Consider the following 15,683-nt stretch of genomic DNA (forward strand, 5'->3'; position numbering starts at 1 on the left):
GTTTTGTTCCCCCATATTTTGCCTTGTTTCCCCGTCTTTCCTCAACCTTAACGAACTACAAAAGAGTCGGATCAGAAACTGCTAAACAAGGTTGACGGAAATTTCTGGGGTTCCGGCTTAGACCCCCTACAAGGGAGCAACCGAGCCTGCAGTGGAAGACATGAGCTTGATGCCAGTGTGGTGAATACGAATGATTTACACTTTATCGAGCATGCTACAAGTAGCATGCTCTGTACGTCAAACTGCTCAAATTGCAGAGCTTTTTGTGGATATCCATTGCTTGAGAGAACTCCCTTATGTCCCATTATTCATCTTACAGCCCCCAAGACACCAACAACCGCAGCAGTGACACTGAAGATCGCTACAAGCGCGATCAGGATGTGTACTACTTTGATATTCGCGAAGGTTTGGTAGTGGGTGTGCAAGAGTGGGATGATGGTCGTTGGGAAAATGAGCGCATCGAGGCTGAAGAAACCTATACCCTCGATGGTCGGGATGTGCTCAAAATTGAGTACGAGCGCGGCTATACCGAAATCACCCGCTACAGCGACCCAGAAAACGATGGCTCCTACGTAGAGGTGTCTGAAACCCGAACAGGTACTATCACGCCAACCACCCCAGTCAGCGTAGATGAACGCATCGAAGTGCGCGCTGGTCAAACAGGCCCTGCCCTGGGCGGTCCGGGTGCTGACAGCTTTGTCGTGCGCGATTTTGGCCACGTGGTGATTGGCGATTTTCACCACAATCAAAATGACCGATTGGTGTTTGACACCGGTACCGGCATTGACTCTCTGAGCGCCTTGGCGCAACGCCTGACCGACTTGCGCTGGGAAGGCAGTGATTTGGTGATTCAGTTGGGCGAGCAGGCTTCTGTTACCCTGTTGGGGGTGCGCATCCACGGCATTGGGTTGGAAGACATCGACACCTTGAGTTGAGGTTCTGCTCGTGGTCGCATCGGGTGGATACAGGATGGCACAGGTCTATGTTGCGTCCGTCACAAGGAGCAAGTGCGCTATACCTGCTGGAATCGAGCTAGCACTGGAAAATAGCCAGCACTTGCAGCCGTAAGGCAGCAGGGGGCAGAGTAGAAAAATTACGCTGCTGCAGCGGTGCTGAACTCGTCAAACGCTGCCGAAGCCTTAGCAGCATACATGAGCGAGGGGCCGCCACCCATATAGACGGCCATGGCCAGCACTTCGGCCAGCTCGGCACGGGTTGCGCCCAGCTTGACCAACGCTTGCAAGTGAAAGCCCACGCATGGATCGCAGCGTGCGGCCACCGACAGAGCCACGGCAATCAACTCTTTGGTTTTTTTGTCCAAAGCGCCATCGGCAGAGGCCGACTGACCCAGCGCATGGAAGGCTTGCAGGGTGTCGGGGATTTCTGTGCGCAGCTTGCCCAATTCGGCAGAAATATCACGGGTTAGGTCACGGTAAGAAGTGCTCATACTCAAGCTCCAGAGGTTGAAAAAACAGGGGGTGGGCGCAGCGCCAAGATGACGTTGAGCGCATCGAGGTTGTGGATGCACACATTGCCCGTTTGACATGGCAGTAACGGAGCGATTTGGTCAAATTGCTCGCGCGTCAGTTGCATGAGCGAGTGGTTTCAGAGCAATCCGGCTCTGGGTCAGTTTGTGTCAACAGGCCCTAGTGTACTTTGCAACCTAAATTCTGGTACGAACCCCGCATGGATTGCATTCACCATAAATTAAATATATGATTAATTAACTAATTAATTAAGAATGATGGTAAGTAAGCTCGTTGGCTAGCTTGACATGCCTGAAAAAGCAGGCATCAGAAAAGAACTTGCAGACGCTGCTGACACCCCATATAAGAAATCACGCTTCGACGCTTGTTGCAACTTTATTTGCATAGGTTGATTGTGATTACGCTGAGATTGTTTGTGACAGGGTACACAACCTGAACCCGTTGATAGATCGATTGCCTTGCATAAATCCCCGTCATCCTCTAACCATTGGAGCTCCGATGCCCTCTGAAATCTTCACTGAAATTGCTATTTTGGGTGCTGGAAGTGCCGGCCTTTATGCCTTGCGTGAGGTGCGTCGTGCTGGTCGCAGCTTTGTGATAATTGATCCAAGCCCTTTAGGTACAACCTGTGCGCGGGTGGGTTGCATGCCGTCCAAAGTTGCGCTCCATGCGGGTGCTGAGTGGGCTACCCGTAAGACCCTGACACACTTGGGTGTGCAGGGGGTGGAGAACTTGTCAATAAATCTATCCGCTATATGGGCCCGACTACGGGAGCAGCGAGATTTCTTCAGCAGCAGCGCTATTGCTAAGCTCCGTACAGCAGCTGGAGAGCACCTGCTTGAAGGTAGCGCTCGCTTTATTGAGCCCACCTTGCTCGAAGTCAGCACTTCCACTGGCGTGCAGCGCATCCGTGCCAAGGCGGTGGTGATTGCCACTGGATCGCGTCCCGTGGAGCCAGCCTGGCTGGCACCGGTGCAGGATCGCACCGTCACTACAGATGCCTTGTTCGAGCTGCCTACCCTGCCAGCCCGTGTTGGTATCTTGGGCCTAGGGGCGATTGGGTTGGAGATGGGGCTGGCTCTGTCCCGTTTGGGCGTGCAGGTACTGGGTGCAGATCTGGCACCACAGGTCGGCGGTATCACAGATCCGGTGCTGGGTGAGTGCGCCCGTGCTCGCTTTGGTCGCGAAATGGATCTGTGGTTGGGTGTGGAAACTCGCCTGGAACGTACCAAGACCGGTGTATGTCTACGCGCTGGTGAACGCGAGGCAGAGGTGGATTTGTTGCTGGCTGCCTTGGGCCGACGACCCAATACCGACAACCTGAACTTGCAGGCGGCGGGCTTTCCACTGGATGCGCGCGGTAATCCGCGCTTTGACCCCGCCACGATGCAGGTGGGCGACTTGCCAGTCTTCATTGCGGGTGATGCCAACGCCACCCGCCCGCTGATGCACGAGGCCGCCGATGAAGGCACCATCGCAGGCTATAACGCCGCGCGCGAAATGCCCACTCGCTTTGCACGTAAGGTCACACTGGGGATTGCATTCTCCAATCCTGACATTGCCAGCGTAGGAGCACGCTTCGACACGCTACCGCCCGAAGGCGTGGTGATTGGTACCGCCAGCGGCGACAAAAACGGCCGCGCCCGTATCCTGGGCGCTACTGACAGCCTGCTGCGTGTGTACGCCGATGCTCACGATGGTCGCCTCCTAGGCGCTGCCATGGTAGCCGCTGGTGGCGAGCATTTAGCTCATCTGCTGGCTTGGTCTATCCAGCGCGGTGAAACGGCGGAGCAGTTGTTGCAGCTGCCCTTCTACCACCCTGTCATTGAAGAAATGCTCCAAACCGCGCTGCAGGACATTGTGCGCCAACTACCCGCCAGCAGATCCCATCCTCTGGGTCTGACTTTGGAGGGATCCGTATGAGTCCGTCTGTCAACGAACCGCACGAGCGGCTTGCCCATGTACCGGTGGCTCTGTTTGCCACCGTGATGGGTATGGCGGGCCTTACGATTGCTTGGATCAAGGCCCACCATGTGGCTGATGCTCCGCTGGAGGTGGCTTGGTTACTGCGCTGGCTGGCCAGCGGGTTGTATGTGTTTTTGCTGGCACTGTATGGGGCCAAGCTGCTGCGCTATCCTCAGGCAGTAAAAGCAGATTGGGCCCATCCGGTACGGGTAAATTTCTTCCCGGCCATATCCATTGGCCTGCTACTGCTTTCGATTGCTTGGGCCCAAGACGCACCGCACGTTGCCTTCTGGATGTGGGGTGTTGCCGCTGCCTTGCATCTAACATTTACGCTGGCGGTGATGAGCAGCTGGATACACCACACCCACTACGCCATCCAGCACGCCAATCCCGCCTGGTTCATTCCAGTGGTGGGCAACATTATTGTGCCGATTGCTGGCGTGCGCTTTGCTCCGGTGGATATCAGCTGGTTTTTCTTCAGCATCGGGTTGGTGTTTTGGTTAGTGCTGATGACCATCGTACTGTACAGGCTGTTTTTTCATGAGCCCCTGCCAGCACGCCTTACACCCACGCTGTTCATCCTGATTGCGCCGCCTGCGGTTGGGTTTCTGGCGTATGTTGCGCTCAGTGGTCAAGTTGATGGCTTTGCCCGAGTACTGTACTTTTCGGGCCTGTTTCTGACTTTGCTACTGTCTAGCCAGGCTGCCCGGTTCTTCCGGCTGCCGTTCTTCATCTCGGCCTGGGCTTATTCTTTCCCGCTGGCGGCGATTACGATTGCCACCTTTGAGATGGGGGCTGGTGGTGTCCAAACCTTCTACATCAAACTGGGTTGGTTGCTGTTGGTAGTTTTGAGTGCTGTGGTGATACTGCTTGCCATCAAGACTTTGCTAGCTGCTGCACAAGGAAAGATTTGCGTGCCGGAGTGAAGGTAGGTATGACGCAGTTCTGCGTCACGTAATTGTTGGTGACGAAACCGTGACCCAGACGTGCAGTTGCGCCTTCCAAGCGACAGCACCATTTGAATGACCAGTTATTGGCTTTTGCCAGCTGCCGCACACTGGTCAACCTGAGCCTGATTTACCCTGTTTTCTGGCTGCTCCACACCGGTTTATCTGAGCCAATAGGTGTACTTCGACACACAGAACCCCAACCAAAGACCTACATGGTGGGAACACCTCCAAGTATCGAGATTACCGCTCGATGGGAGCATTCACAATGGCGGAGTAAGCAAACGCCCCGGCGAATCATCGCTAGGGTTCAGGCGTTTGCGCCGGCGATCTGTACTCCTTGGCCCATCAGCAGTTTGCGCGAAAGCTTCAACAGGGCCAGCAGGGTCACGACCTGAACACAGGCTAACAGCCCGATGCCAATCCAGTAGGCTGTCTCGTACTTGACGATCACGCCGGTTTGTACCCATGCCAAGTGCCACCAGAACATGCCCATCACGAAAAGTGCCACACCAGGGCAGATCAACCCAAAACTGAGCGGGTCACGCCCGGAATTGCCCAGATGCGACCGCAAATAGCCAGTGAGTTGCATGACTTTGAAGCCCATCCCCATCACCGCGAGCTGCAGCGTAAAGATGGCGGTGATCTTGTAGAAGATGTCCCCTGAATCCTGGGGTGAAGTGAAGTGGTGTGCCAGACCATGCTGGATCCGGATCCATTCAATCCCCAGCAAGGTGAGGATGGGTACCAGCATCCAGAGGCTCGGGGCTGCCTTGGCCTGTAGGCCGTGCGTCATCATGGCCGATACCCCGCTAACCAAAACAATCAGTGTAATGACCACCGTGACCACGAAAAAAAAGATGGAGGCAGTGGCTGCCAGCGCCGAAACTACCTGAATATGGGACATGGCAGCGGGAGCGGCAAAGCCCACCGATAACATGGAGAAAGTGAAAGCAGCGATCAGGCCGGACAGATGGTTGTGCTCGCTGGCTTGGTAGCCGCCCTGCACGAGGAATCGTGCCAGGTAACGTCCATATATACGCAAAGCGTGCCAGCCAATCACCACGAATGCGACCAGCGCCCCAGGAAACAGGTATTCGACATAGGCCCACAGTCCCGGGACGAACAGGGCTCCGAGGATGAAGCACACGTTCACAGTCATGGCCAAGGTCAGCGGAACGGCCATTAATTGAATCTCTCCCGATGATTCGCGCAGCGCTGCCAGGATCTGCTGGTTGGCATCTGCACTGTACTGCCGGATGTTCCACGCCAGCAGCACGAAGTGCAGGGCTGCCAGCAGGAGGGTGGCCAGTGTAGCTAGCATCACCACGGTCGGCACACCAGCGGGAAGTGCCTCGGCTTGGGTCCAGACACCCTGTAGATGGATCCAGGTGGGCATGGGTGTATCCGGGTGTGGTAGTAGCCACATCAGGTACATGAAAAATGAGACAGACAGCCCCCCAGATCCCAGAGAGGCAAGCCAGTAGCTGGGGTGGTATGGCACTGAGTCTGGGCGTTGGTTCTGCATTACGGCTTTTCCTTCAAGTGTGTGATTTGGCTTTTACCAGCCGTTTGTTTTTGATGAGAGGGGCTACAGCCAATGTGGCCGCAGCAGCAGCACGAGGCCTAAGGAACCCATCAGTAACCCACTGACTAGCTTGAGCCAGCGGCCACGGGCCTCGTTCAATTTCTGGCTTTGCAGTGCCCAAACGGCGGAGCCAACCATCAGTGCATCGTCAGTGATATAGCCCAGGATGTACAGCCCCAAATAGCTGTAATGTGCCACGGGTGGTAGCGACTGCTGTGTGAGAACGGCGACGTAAAGAGCAGGCAGTCCGGCGGTACACAACAGTTCGATAAAGTTGACCACCACCGCCAAGCTGGCCACAGCCAGCAAGGCCAGTGGCAGGGAATGAGCTTGCATCACTCCGCGCATACGCGCGTACAACCCCGGTTTGGCTGAGGCTGGAATTGACAGGCTGGGACCCTCAAATCCCTTGACAAAGTCTTTTAGGTGGAAAGCAGCCATACCCAGGGCCAGCAATGCCAGTCCCACGCGCACTGTGGCAGACAGGCCCACTGCCAGAAAAAGATTCAGCCAGGCAGCCATAAAGGCATAGTACACCGCGCCGCTAACTAGCACAAAGGTGCCAGCAATCAGTACCATGCGGCGCCGGTTGCGCAAATGCACTAACAGTGACAGTAAAAACAGTAGCACCCACATAGCACAAGGGTTGAACCCGTCTAACAGGCCCACTACCAGTGTGAACAACGGTAAGCCCCAGTCGTTCATATTGACCTTACCCCAAGAGCCTAGTGCCACTTCGGTATCGGTGATGCCGACAGGGGCGGGTACTGTCTGGGGGGCTGGTGGCTGTAGTAGCGTGGCCAGTGCCTCCCCTGAATGTTCCGCATCAGCAAAACCGACCAACACTCGGCCCTGGTACACAAACGTGGGCACCCCTGGGGGCCAGTGGCCGCTGGCTTTGGATACTTGCACTAACTCTTCCCGCGCTTGAGGGTCTGTATCGACCGGGCGGTATTCCAAGCGCAGGCCTGGGTATTGAGGATGCAGCTGCGATAAGTACCCCTTGGCGTGGGCGCAGTGGGGACACCCGTCGCGCACATACACGCGCAACACGTTCTCGACCTCTGGAGATACACTCTGCGAACTTGCCTGAGCCAGAGCCGTCCCCCCCACAGCTAGCCACAGGGGCAGCATCAGCAATAATGCTATTGTAATCTGCTCTAAGCATTTCCACGCCCAGCGCCACAGGCAGACCTGCGTCCCGGCGTTCATGGGGATTCCTTATTGCGCAGGATCTTGAGACGGCGGTAAAGGGAGCGTTCGCTGATACCTAGCGCTCTAGCTAGCTCAGCACGGCTGCCTTGGTGTTCCGCCAGCAAGTGCTTCAGGTCTTCAGGGGTGCCTGACGGCTTCTTGTATGCGATGGTGCGGCCCGCTGAGACATGGGGTGTAGCAGGCGATGTGCCTGTGTCTTGGTGGATATCGGGCCAGTGCAAACCGATGAAAAGGGCCTCCAGTACATGATGGTCTTCAATCACCTCGGCATCGCACAGCAAGATGCAACGCTCAACCACATTGCGCAGCTCGCGCACATTGCCGGGGTAGGGCTGCTCCTGCAGTCGCGCTAGGGCATCTGGGTGAAAGCTGTACCCGCGCTGCGGTTCGATGCGCTGCAGCAATGCTTGGGCCAGCTGTGGAATATCTTCGCGGCGCTCGCGCAGGGGCGGCAAGTGGATGTGAAAAGTCTCTAACCGATAGTACAAGTCCTTGCGAAAGCTGCCGTCAGCGACCATACGGGGCAGGTCACGGTGGGTGGCTGCTACTACGCGGATATCGGCTTGGCGTAACTCGGTGCTGCCCACACGGCGGTAGGTGCCCGATTCCAGCAGGCGCAGCAACTTAACCTGCATGGGCAGTGGGATGTCTCCCACCTCATCCAAAAACAGGGTGCCGCCGTTGGCTGACGCTACTAGCCCTGGGCGGAATTGGGTGGCACCGGTGAAGGCTCCTTTTTCATGGCCGAAGAGTTCGGACTCGAACAGGCTTTCGGTCAGGCTGGAGCAGTCTACTGGTACCAAGGCCTTGTGCGCGCGAGGACTGGCCTCATGTAGCGCATGAGCCACCAACTCCTTGCCAGTGCCCGACTCGCCCAGCAGCAGCACTGTGGCCTTGGACGGTGCCACACGCGCAACCAGCGACAGCATTTTTTGGAAGGCCTCCGAGCGGCCAATCAGACCCTGCGCCGAGGCATCAGGTCGCGCCATGGGCAGAGCGGCCATTTTTTCAACAAAAAAGTGTTGCACGCCCTGAGCGTTGCGCACTGGCACCAGATCAATCTGTACATACTCTTCGCCCTTGGAGGTGTGGTGCAGATGTAATACCCGCTCGCGCTGTCCCGACTGCTGCGCTTGTATTAGTGGGCAAGATTCTCCGGCTAAGTCGCAAGGTTGCGTGAAATGGTGCGAAACCTCGTAGCACTTGCGTCCCACCACATCGGCAGTCGGACTGAACTGCTCGCGGTAGGCCGTGTTGGCTGCAACGATGCAGTAACTGTTGTCCAGCAAAATTTGGGGCTCACTCATGCCTTCAATGAAGGTGAGAAGTTCGGCGGGAGGGGCAGGGTAGGGCATAGCGAACAGTGTAAGCGCAGACTGCCAGCAAAGGTGACACGCTCTGCCATTTCTGCCATGACTGTCGGTATTTCTTACCATGGCATGACAGGCGGATGTGGTTTTTACGCAGCAAGCTTTGTAATTGATTGATAACAAAGGTATTTTTCTCAGTGTCTGGCCCTACAAACTGTTGGCACAGCGTTTGCATAAGTCGATACAAGTGTGTGCATTCTTGTTGGCAAGTTGTGTTTTGCCTGTTGGAGATATTGACCTATGAAAAGACGCTTGTTGCCTGTTCTCTTGTTGGCTTTTTCCGGATTCCTCGGTGCTACTGAGATTGGTATTACTGCCCAAGAAACTTTGCAGAAAGTGCAGTCTGCTGATAAGGCTGTTTTGTTCGTAGATGTCCGCGACCCGGTTGAAATCATGTTTGTTGGTTTTACCGATGCCGTGCATGTAAATATTCCTTTCCTGCAGGTTTATCGTGAGCGTTGGGATGCGCAACGTGGTACTTTTGCGTTGGAGCGCAACCCACAATTTGTGGAACATATCCGCAAGGCGTTGCGCGAGCGGGGCATGGCTGACGATGCAGAAATCATTACTCTGTGCCGCTCTGGCAGTGAGCGAGGTGAGCCTAGTGCGGCCTTTCTGCGGGCTAATGGTTTTCCGAATGCGCGTTATGTAGTGAAGGGGTTCCAAGGCGATAGCCAAAAAGATGGTCCCCAAAAAGGTTTGCGTACTCTCAATGGCTGGCAAAACAGTGGCCTTCCGTGGAGTTCCAAGATGAACGCCGAAAAAATGTACCGTCTGGATCGTTCGTGAGTTGTTATCCCCTGCTGCCTATGATTCAACCATCTCTTTCCCCCGCTGCTTCTGTTGCTTTGCAAACCCCTTTGCAGTGGTTGCGTCGCGTTTCTTGGCTGGAAGGTGTGACTTTGCTGTTGTTGCTGGGTGTGGCGGTACCCTTGAAACGCTTGGCAGGCTGGCCGCAAGGTGTATCCGTATTGGGTCCTGTGCATGGAACAGCTTTTCTGCTCTACCTAGGAATGGTTTTATGGGTCACGGCTGGGCCGCAGTGGACGTTCTCGGAGCGCTTGCAATTGCTGGTGGCCAGTCTCGTTCCATTCGGTGCTTGGATGTTGGGTGGCTTGTTTCGGCGTAAAGCCCATGAATTTGCGTGTGCGAAGGGTGATGGTCACTCTGCCCGTAGCACCATCGATTGACCTTCGATTCAACTGGAGAAACTTCCATGGAACTCGACCCTCTTTTTTTATCCCGGCTGCAGTTCGCGTTTGTGGTGTCTTTCCACGCGATCTTCCCTGTATTTACCATTGGGCTGGCTAGCTATATCGCTGTGTTGGAGACGATTGCCTTGCGCACGGGTAATCCATACTGGGAGCGCTTGGCGGCGTTTTGGATCAAGGTCTTTGCCGTGGTGTTTGGCATGGGCGTGGTCTCGGGCCTGGTGATGGCTTTCCAGTTCGGTACGAACTGGAGTAACTTCTCCTATGTCGCCTCTAATTTTCTGGGCCCTATCTTGGCTTATGAAGTGGTGACCGCATTCTTCTTGGAGGCTGCTTTCTTGGGCGTGTTGCTGTTTGGCCGCCATAAGGTGCCTCCGGGATTACATCTGCTGTCAGCCTACATGGTAGCTATCGGCACCTTCATTTCTTCCTTCTGGATTTTGTCGGCCAACTCTTGGATGCAAACACCCGCAGGGTTTGAAATCCGCGATGGTATGGTGCACGTGACTAGTTGGGTTGAAGCCATTTTCAATCCATCCTTCCCCTACCGCTTCGCGCACATGGCACTGGCTTCGTTCCTGACCGGGGGGTTTGTGGTGGCGGGTGTGTCGGCACTGTTCGTGCTGCGTGGTCATGCGGTGGAGTCGGCCCAGCGCGCCTTAAAGATGACGCTGGTGTTATTGGCCATCATCTCGCCATTGCAGCTGTTAATTGGTGACATGCATGGTTTGAACACATTGGAGCACCAACCCACCAAGGTGGCTGCGATGGAAGGTGTTTGGCACACCGAGAAGGGAGCACCCCTGCTGCTATTCGCGCTGCCTGACCAAGCCCAGGAAACCAACCATGCTGAGATCGGCATCCCTAAGGGGGCTAGCATTATCCTCAAGCACGACCCCGAAGGTGAAATCAAGGGTTTGACCGAGGTGACAGCTGATAAGCGTCCGCCCGTGTTCATGGTGTTCTGGAGTTTTCGCGTGATGGTAGGCATCGGTATGCTGATGATTTTGGTGGGTCTGGTAGGTGCTTGGCTGGTATGGCGTGGCAAGCTCCTGCAATCGCGTGCCTTCTTGCGCATGCTCACGTTCATGATTCCCGCGCCCTTCATCGCTGTGCTTGCTGGTTGGTTCGTGACTGAAATTGGTCGTCAACCCTACCTGATCTACGGCGTGATGACCGCAGAGCAAGCTCTGACCCCCAGCCTGCAAGGTTGGATGGCATTGCTTACGCTGATTGGCTATGCTGCCGTTTATGCCGTGGTGTTCACATCGGGCATTTACTACCTGCGCAAAGTTATCAACCAAGGCATCACCGAGGTACCCGCTGAAGGTACCGATGCTGGCCGCCCCAAGCGTCCGCTGTCCGCTGCCGAGCTGGAACAGCAAGGCCTAGCCCCCTCGTTCTTCCAGAGCTGAAAGGAAGTTCTCCATGTACGACTTCACCTATCTTTGGGTTGGCATTATTGGCTTTGGCCTGTTGATGTACGTGCTTGCCGATGGCTTTGATTTGGGCGTGGGTATGCTGTTTCCCTTCGCCTCCAACGACGATGAGCGCGACGTGATGATGAATTCTGTCGCTCCGGTCTGGGATGGCAATGAGACTTGGCTGGTCTTGGGCGGCGCAGGTTTGCTGGCGGCGTTCCCGTTGGTCTATACGGTATTCCTACCCGCACTGTACATTGGTGTCTTTCTGCTGCTGGCCGGCTTGATCTTTCGCGGGATTGCTTTTGAGTTCCGCTTTAAGGCCTCGCCGCAAAACCGCCACTGGTGGAACGCTGCCTTTAGCATCGGCTCCTTCGTCGCGACGTTTGCCCAAGGTGCGGTGGTGGGCTCTTACATCCAAGGCTTCAAGACCGAGAATATGCGCTATGTGGGTGGTGCGTTCGACTGGCTGACCCCCTTCACTGTAATGACTGGTTTGGGTTTGGTGGTGGGTTATGCCTTGCTGGGCGCTACTTGGTTGGTGCTCAAGACTGAAGGTGCCTTGCAGGAGCGGGTGCGCAGCTGGGCTCGCAAGCTGTTGCTGGCAGTGATGGTGTTTTTTGTCATTGTCAGTGTCTGGACTCCTATGCTCGACAGCTATGTACACGCCCGCTGGTTTGGCAATGTGTCTTGGCTGTGGGTGATTCCAGCACTTACGGTGCTGCTAGCTGGTTTGCTGTGGCGTTGGCTGAACAAGGGTCGAGAAGCGCTACCTTTCATCGGCACTATTGCGCTATTTGCGTTGTTCTATGGCGGACTGCTGTTTAGCAAGTGGCCTTATGTAGTGCCACCCAACTACACCTTCCACGACGCGGCTTCGGCCCCGGAAAGCCAGTTGTTTTTACTGGTGGGCGTATTATTCGTTATTCCTTTTGTGCTGATGTACTCCGCTTGGACGTACTACGTTTTCCGTGGTAAGGTGCGTGCAGGTGCTGGCTACCACTGAGGTAGCATTGACACCGCTGCGCTGGTTGGTGCATTTGCGCCGGGGGCAGGGGCGGTGGTTGGGTCAAGCAGCAGCGGGATCCTTCGCTGGGGTGCTGGGTCTGTTTGCTCTGTGCATTGCTTTGGCGCAGTGGGTGCATGTTGCTGTGCGTGGTTATCCGCCCAGTGCTTGGTGGATGGTGGTGGCCGTACTTGGCATCGTTGTGCGCGCTTGGGGCCATTGGCTGCGTGACAGGGCCGGACAAGCCCTGTCTTTGCAAGTGCGCCACCACCTGCGTACACAGTTGTTGAACCACGCCACTGCCCAGGGGCCATTGTGGCTACAAGCTCAGGGCAACCCTGCTTGGTGGGCCCAGCGCTTGCTGGATCAGGTTGATGCGCTGCACGGCTATCTAGCCCGTTACCTGCCAGCCCGCCAGGCGGCGGTGCTGGTACCCCTGGCCATCGTGGTAGTGGTTTTTGTGATCGACTGGGTTGCAGGGCTTTTGCTGCTGCTGGCCACACCGATTATTCCCTTGTTCATGGCACTCATCGGTCTGGGAACCCAGGCAGTGCATGCCACCCAACAGACCCGCCAGGCCGAGTTGGCGGGCCATTTGTTGGAACGCCTCGAAACCTTGCCCTGGCTGCGCCGCATCGGAGCACTGGCCGAATCTGAGCAAGCCATATCTGAAGCCGCCCACGATTACCGTCGGGTGGCAATGCGCGTGTTGCGGGTGGCATTTTTGTCTTCGGCTACGCTGGAGTTTTTTAGCGCGGTAGCCATTGGTTTGCTGGCCATCTACATTGGTTTTGCCCTGTTGGGCATGATCGCCTGGGGGCCTGCGCCTGCCCTAACTTTGCGGGAAGGCCTGTTCATTCTGCTGCTGGCACCAGAGTGCTTTTTGCCGCTGCGCCAGTTGGCCCAGGCCCATCACGACCTGACAGCCGCTAAGGCGGCTGCAGAAACATTGGCACCCTGGGTTCAGCCGCAGGTGGGCGTGGCATTGGAGGCGTCGACGGCAGCATCCCCTGACCTAGGTCAGGCGCTTGTGCTGGAGCAAGTCGGTTTTTGCCATACGCCAGAAGGCCGGCCTTTGTTCCAAAACGTGAGCCTGGTCGTCGGTGCCGGCGAGGTGCTGGGTCTGGCAGGCCCCAGTGGCAGCGGCAAATCTACCCTGCTGGCCTTGATGGCTGGGTTGGTGCCGCCAGCGCATGGGCAAGTGCGGCGCAGCCAGCGCTGGTCCTGGTTGGCCCAGCGCCCCTATTTGTTCCACAACACCCTGCGCAACAACCTGCTGCTGGCCGGCCCAACTGATTCGGGCAGCATGGATGACGCTGTGCTCCTCGCGGCCTTGGCAGCAGCAGGTTTGCCCCTGCCCGACCCGCAGCTGCCTCAGGGTCTAGATACGCCGATTGGTGACCAAAACCGGGGCGTTTCTGGCGGCCAAGCACAGCGTATTGGCCTGGCACGGGCACTGTTGCAACAGGCACCGCTGTGGTTGCTGGACGAGCCCACTGCTGCACTGGATGCGGATACCCGCGATGCCCTGCTGCCCACGCTCTGGGCCTGTGCCCGCGAGCGGGGCGTGGCCATGGTCGTTGCCAGCCACGACCCCGTGGTGCTCGCACGCTGCGACCGGGTACTGACGCTGGAGGCACCATGAGTGCAGGTCGTTTTCTGTGGGCTCTGTACCGTCCACGCCAATCTTGGCTGGCCTTGGCGTTTGTCTGCCTGGCACTGACATGGATTGCAGGTGCGGCCTTGTTGGCCTTGTCGGGGTGGTTCATTACCGCCTGCGGCATGGCAGGTCTGGGCCTCCTCTTAGGCTTGGATGTGTTCACGCCCTCTTCAGCCATCCGGGGCCTGGCCTTGCTCCGTACAGCGGGCCGCTATGCGGAGCGGGTGGTAGGCCACGAAGCCATCTTGCGGCTGTTGGCCGACTTGCGCGTGCGGGTCTTCCACCGTCTGGCCCATCAAGCGCCCCAGGCCCATGGCCCCCACCGCGATGCCGATGTCGTCACCCGCCTCATGGCCGATGTGGATACCTTGGATGGTGCCCCGCTGCGGGTGTTTGGCCCTTTCCTGGCCGCGTGTGCAAGCCTGTGCGTGTCGGTAGCGATTGCCGTAGTGGCGGGTCCTTGGTCGATCGCTCTGTGCATCGCCCTCAGTGGCCTCAGCACCTTGGCGGTGGCCGTGGCCGCCGCCCGCTGGGGACGCGTGCGCAGCCATGCGCTGGTGCAGGCCCGTGCCATCCAGCGTACCGCCGTCATAGACCATCTGGCCGGGTTAGCCGAACTGCGTAGTTATAACAAAGCCCAGGCCAGTTTGGACTACTTGGCCACCCTTGACCAGGCACAACTCCAACGCCAGCGCCGGCAAGAGGCGGTGGCCAGTTGGGGGGAGCATGGCGTGCAGGCCCTGGTTGCACTGGCTACTCTGTGCGTGATAGCCTTAGGCTGGAGTGTAGTGACTGCACCCACGCTGGCTCTGCTGGCCCTCATGACCTTGGGCTTGAACGAAGCCCTGGGTGCATTGCCAGGAGCCCTGTGGCGTTTGGGCGAAAGCGAAGCCGCTGGCGAACGCTTGATGGCTCTTGAATCTCAACCCCGTGCACCCGCCATGCCTTTGCTTGATGGTCTCGCACCAGGAGGCGATGCCACCGACCACCCCATGCCCTTAGTGCTGCGTGACTTGCGCTGCCAACGTCAACCCGAAGGCATCCCGGCGTTTGACGCGGTGCTGCACCCAGGACGACCGTTGGTAGTCCATGGCCCCAGCGGCAGCGGCAAGAGCAGCTTGATGGACACTCTGGCCGGCGAATTGGCACCGTTGGCAGGGGGCTTGTGGCGTGGTGAGCAAAACCTGTTGGCCTTAGACCATGCTACGCGAACAGGCCAGGTGGCCTACCTGGCCCAGTCTGACCTGCTGCTGGATCTGAGTGTGCGTGCGTTCTTAGGTCTGGGCCTTGGGCCACTGCCCGATGCGCGCCTGTGGGAGGTCTTGCGCCAGGTGGGCTTGGATGCAGTGTTGCAACAGACGGGAGAGGGTCTGGACTACCGGCTGGGCACCCGAGGTAGCCGGGTCTCGGGTGGACAGGCTCGCCGCTTGCAACTGGCAGCCCTGCTTTTGCGCGATCCCGCACTGGTTCTGCTGGATGAGCCCTTCCGGGGAATGGAGCCTGCGCTGGTGCAACACCTGCTGACCGAATGTGGCCCCTGGCTAGCACGCCGCTGCTGTGTGCTCATCACGCACGACCCTCAAGCCCTGCCCGCTGTTTGGCCTAGGCAGGTCTGGCCACTGCCATTTGCTGCCAAACTGACAGATTAACTGTCAGATTTTGACGCATTTGGCAGAACCTGCGCACGGTCTCTTCTGTAAGACATTGATTTTTATAAGCATGCGGTGCGTGATGATTCTGGCACGGTTCTTGTTAGTGTTTATGTAACGAAGCGGGTGCAATTTTTGGTGCAGATCGTTTTTTAGTATTTTCT

General features: G+C 57.1%; 13 protein-coding genes. 9 read left to right on the forward strand and 4 right to left on the reverse strand.

Annotated features, from left to right (window positions below; translation table 11 throughout):
• Positions 1-296: 296 nt before the first annotated feature.
• A complete protein-coding gene (locus PHX60_RS09215) occupies positions 297-935 on the forward strand; it encodes a hypothetical protein (RefSeq protein ID WP_300076980.1) in 639 nt (212 codons plus the stop codon).
• Positions 936-1,093: 158 nt separating this feature from the next.
• On the opposite strand, the gene PHX60_RS09220 is transcribed toward PHX60_RS09215, so the two are convergent.
• The gene (locus PHX60_RS09220) at positions 1,094-1,447 is read right to left on the reverse strand and encodes a carboxymuconolactone decarboxylase family protein (RefSeq protein ID WP_300076982.1); all 354 of its coding nucleotides are present in this window, start codon (positions 1,445-1,447) and stop codon (positions 1,094-1,096) included.
• Between the two features lie 538 nt (positions 1,448-1,985).
• Here PHX60_RS09220 and PHX60_RS09225 point away from each other — a divergent pair.
• Positions 1,986-3,410, forward strand: a complete 1,425-nt coding sequence (locus PHX60_RS09225; protein ID WP_300076983.1) for a dihydrolipoyl dehydrogenase — start codon at positions 1,986-1,988, stop codon at positions 3,408-3,410.
• A 44-nt stretch (positions 3,411-3,454) separates the two neighbouring features.
• Positions 3,455-4,378 (forward strand): SLAC1 anion channel family protein, encoded by a 924-nt coding sequence (locus PHX60_RS09230; protein ID WP_300076984.1) that lies wholly within the window; start codon positions 3,455-3,457, stop codon positions 4,376-4,378.
• A gap of 331 nt (positions 4,379-4,709) precedes the next feature.
• On the opposite strand, the gene PHX60_RS09235 is transcribed toward PHX60_RS09230, so the two are convergent.
• The 3 genes from PHX60_RS09235 to PHX60_RS09245 form a co-directional block, all read right to left on the reverse strand.
• Positions 4,710-5,798: a hypothetical protein gene (locus PHX60_RS09235; protein ID WP_300076985.1), complete on the reverse strand. Its 1,089-nt coding sequence runs from the start codon at positions 5,796-5,798 to the stop codon at positions 4,710-4,712.
• Between the two features lie 192 nt (positions 5,799-5,990).
• The gene (locus tag PHX60_RS09240; protein ID WP_366144375.1) at positions 5,991-7,199 is read right to left on the reverse strand and encodes a glutaredoxin family protein; all 1,209 of its coding nucleotides are present in this window, start codon (positions 7,197-7,199) and stop codon (positions 5,991-5,993) included.
• Complete coding sequence (locus PHX60_RS09245) at positions 7,196-8,557, reverse strand: sigma-54-dependent Fis family transcriptional regulator (protein WP_300076986.1); 1,362 nt, start codon at positions 8,555-8,557, stop codon at positions 7,196-7,198. The genes PHX60_RS09240 and PHX60_RS09245 overlap by 4 nt, the downstream gene beginning before the upstream one ends.
• A 255-nt stretch (positions 8,558-8,812) precedes the next feature.
• Here PHX60_RS09245 and PHX60_RS09250 point away from each other — a divergent pair, with 255 nt between their 5' ends.
• Genes PHX60_RS09250 through PHX60_RS09275 form a run of 6 tightly spaced genes read left to right on the forward strand, consistent with a single transcriptional unit; the run spans position 8,813 to position 15,519 of the window.
• Positions 8,813-9,361 carry a rhodanese-like domain-containing protein gene (locus PHX60_RS09250; RefSeq protein ID WP_300076987.1) on the forward strand — a complete coding sequence of 183 codons (549 nt, stop codon included), beginning with the start codon at positions 8,813-8,815 and terminating at the stop codon, positions 9,359-9,361.
• A 20-nt stretch (positions 9,362-9,381) separates the two neighbouring features.
• A complete protein-coding gene (locus PHX60_RS09255; RefSeq protein ID WP_300076988.1) occupies positions 9,382-9,762 on the forward strand; it encodes a DUF3817 domain-containing protein in 381 nt (126 codons plus the stop codon).
• A gap of 26 nt (positions 9,763-9,788) precedes the next feature.
• On the forward strand, positions 9,789-11,198 hold the full coding sequence (locus PHX60_RS09260; RefSeq protein WP_300076989.1) for a cytochrome ubiquinol oxidase subunit I: 1,410 nt from the start codon (positions 9,789-9,791) through the stop codon (positions 11,196-11,198).
• 13 nt (positions 11,199-11,211) lie between these two features.
• Entirely contained in the window at positions 11,212-12,210 is a 999-nt protein-coding gene (gene cydB, locus PHX60_RS09265; RefSeq protein WP_300076990.1) for a cytochrome d ubiquinol oxidase subunit II, read from the forward strand.
• On the forward strand, positions 12,194-13,855 hold the full coding sequence (gene cydD, locus PHX60_RS09270) for a thiol reductant ABC exporter subunit CydD (RefSeq protein WP_300076991.1): 1,662 nt from the start codon (positions 12,194-12,196) through the stop codon (positions 13,853-13,855). Before cydB ends, cydD begins: the two co-directional genes overlap by 17 nt.
• Complete coding sequence (locus tag PHX60_RS09275; RefSeq protein ID WP_300076992.1) at positions 13,852-15,519, forward strand: ATP-binding cassette domain-containing protein; 1,668 nt, start codon at positions 13,852-13,854, stop codon at positions 15,517-15,519. The genes cydD and PHX60_RS09275 overlap by 4 nt, the downstream gene beginning before the upstream one ends.
• Positions 15,520-15,683 lie beyond the last annotated feature (164 nt).

This window comes from Giesbergeria sp., assembly GCF_028686475.1.
Lineage (GTDB): Bacteria > Pseudomonadota > Gammaproteobacteria > Burkholderiales > Burkholderiaceae_C > Simplicispira.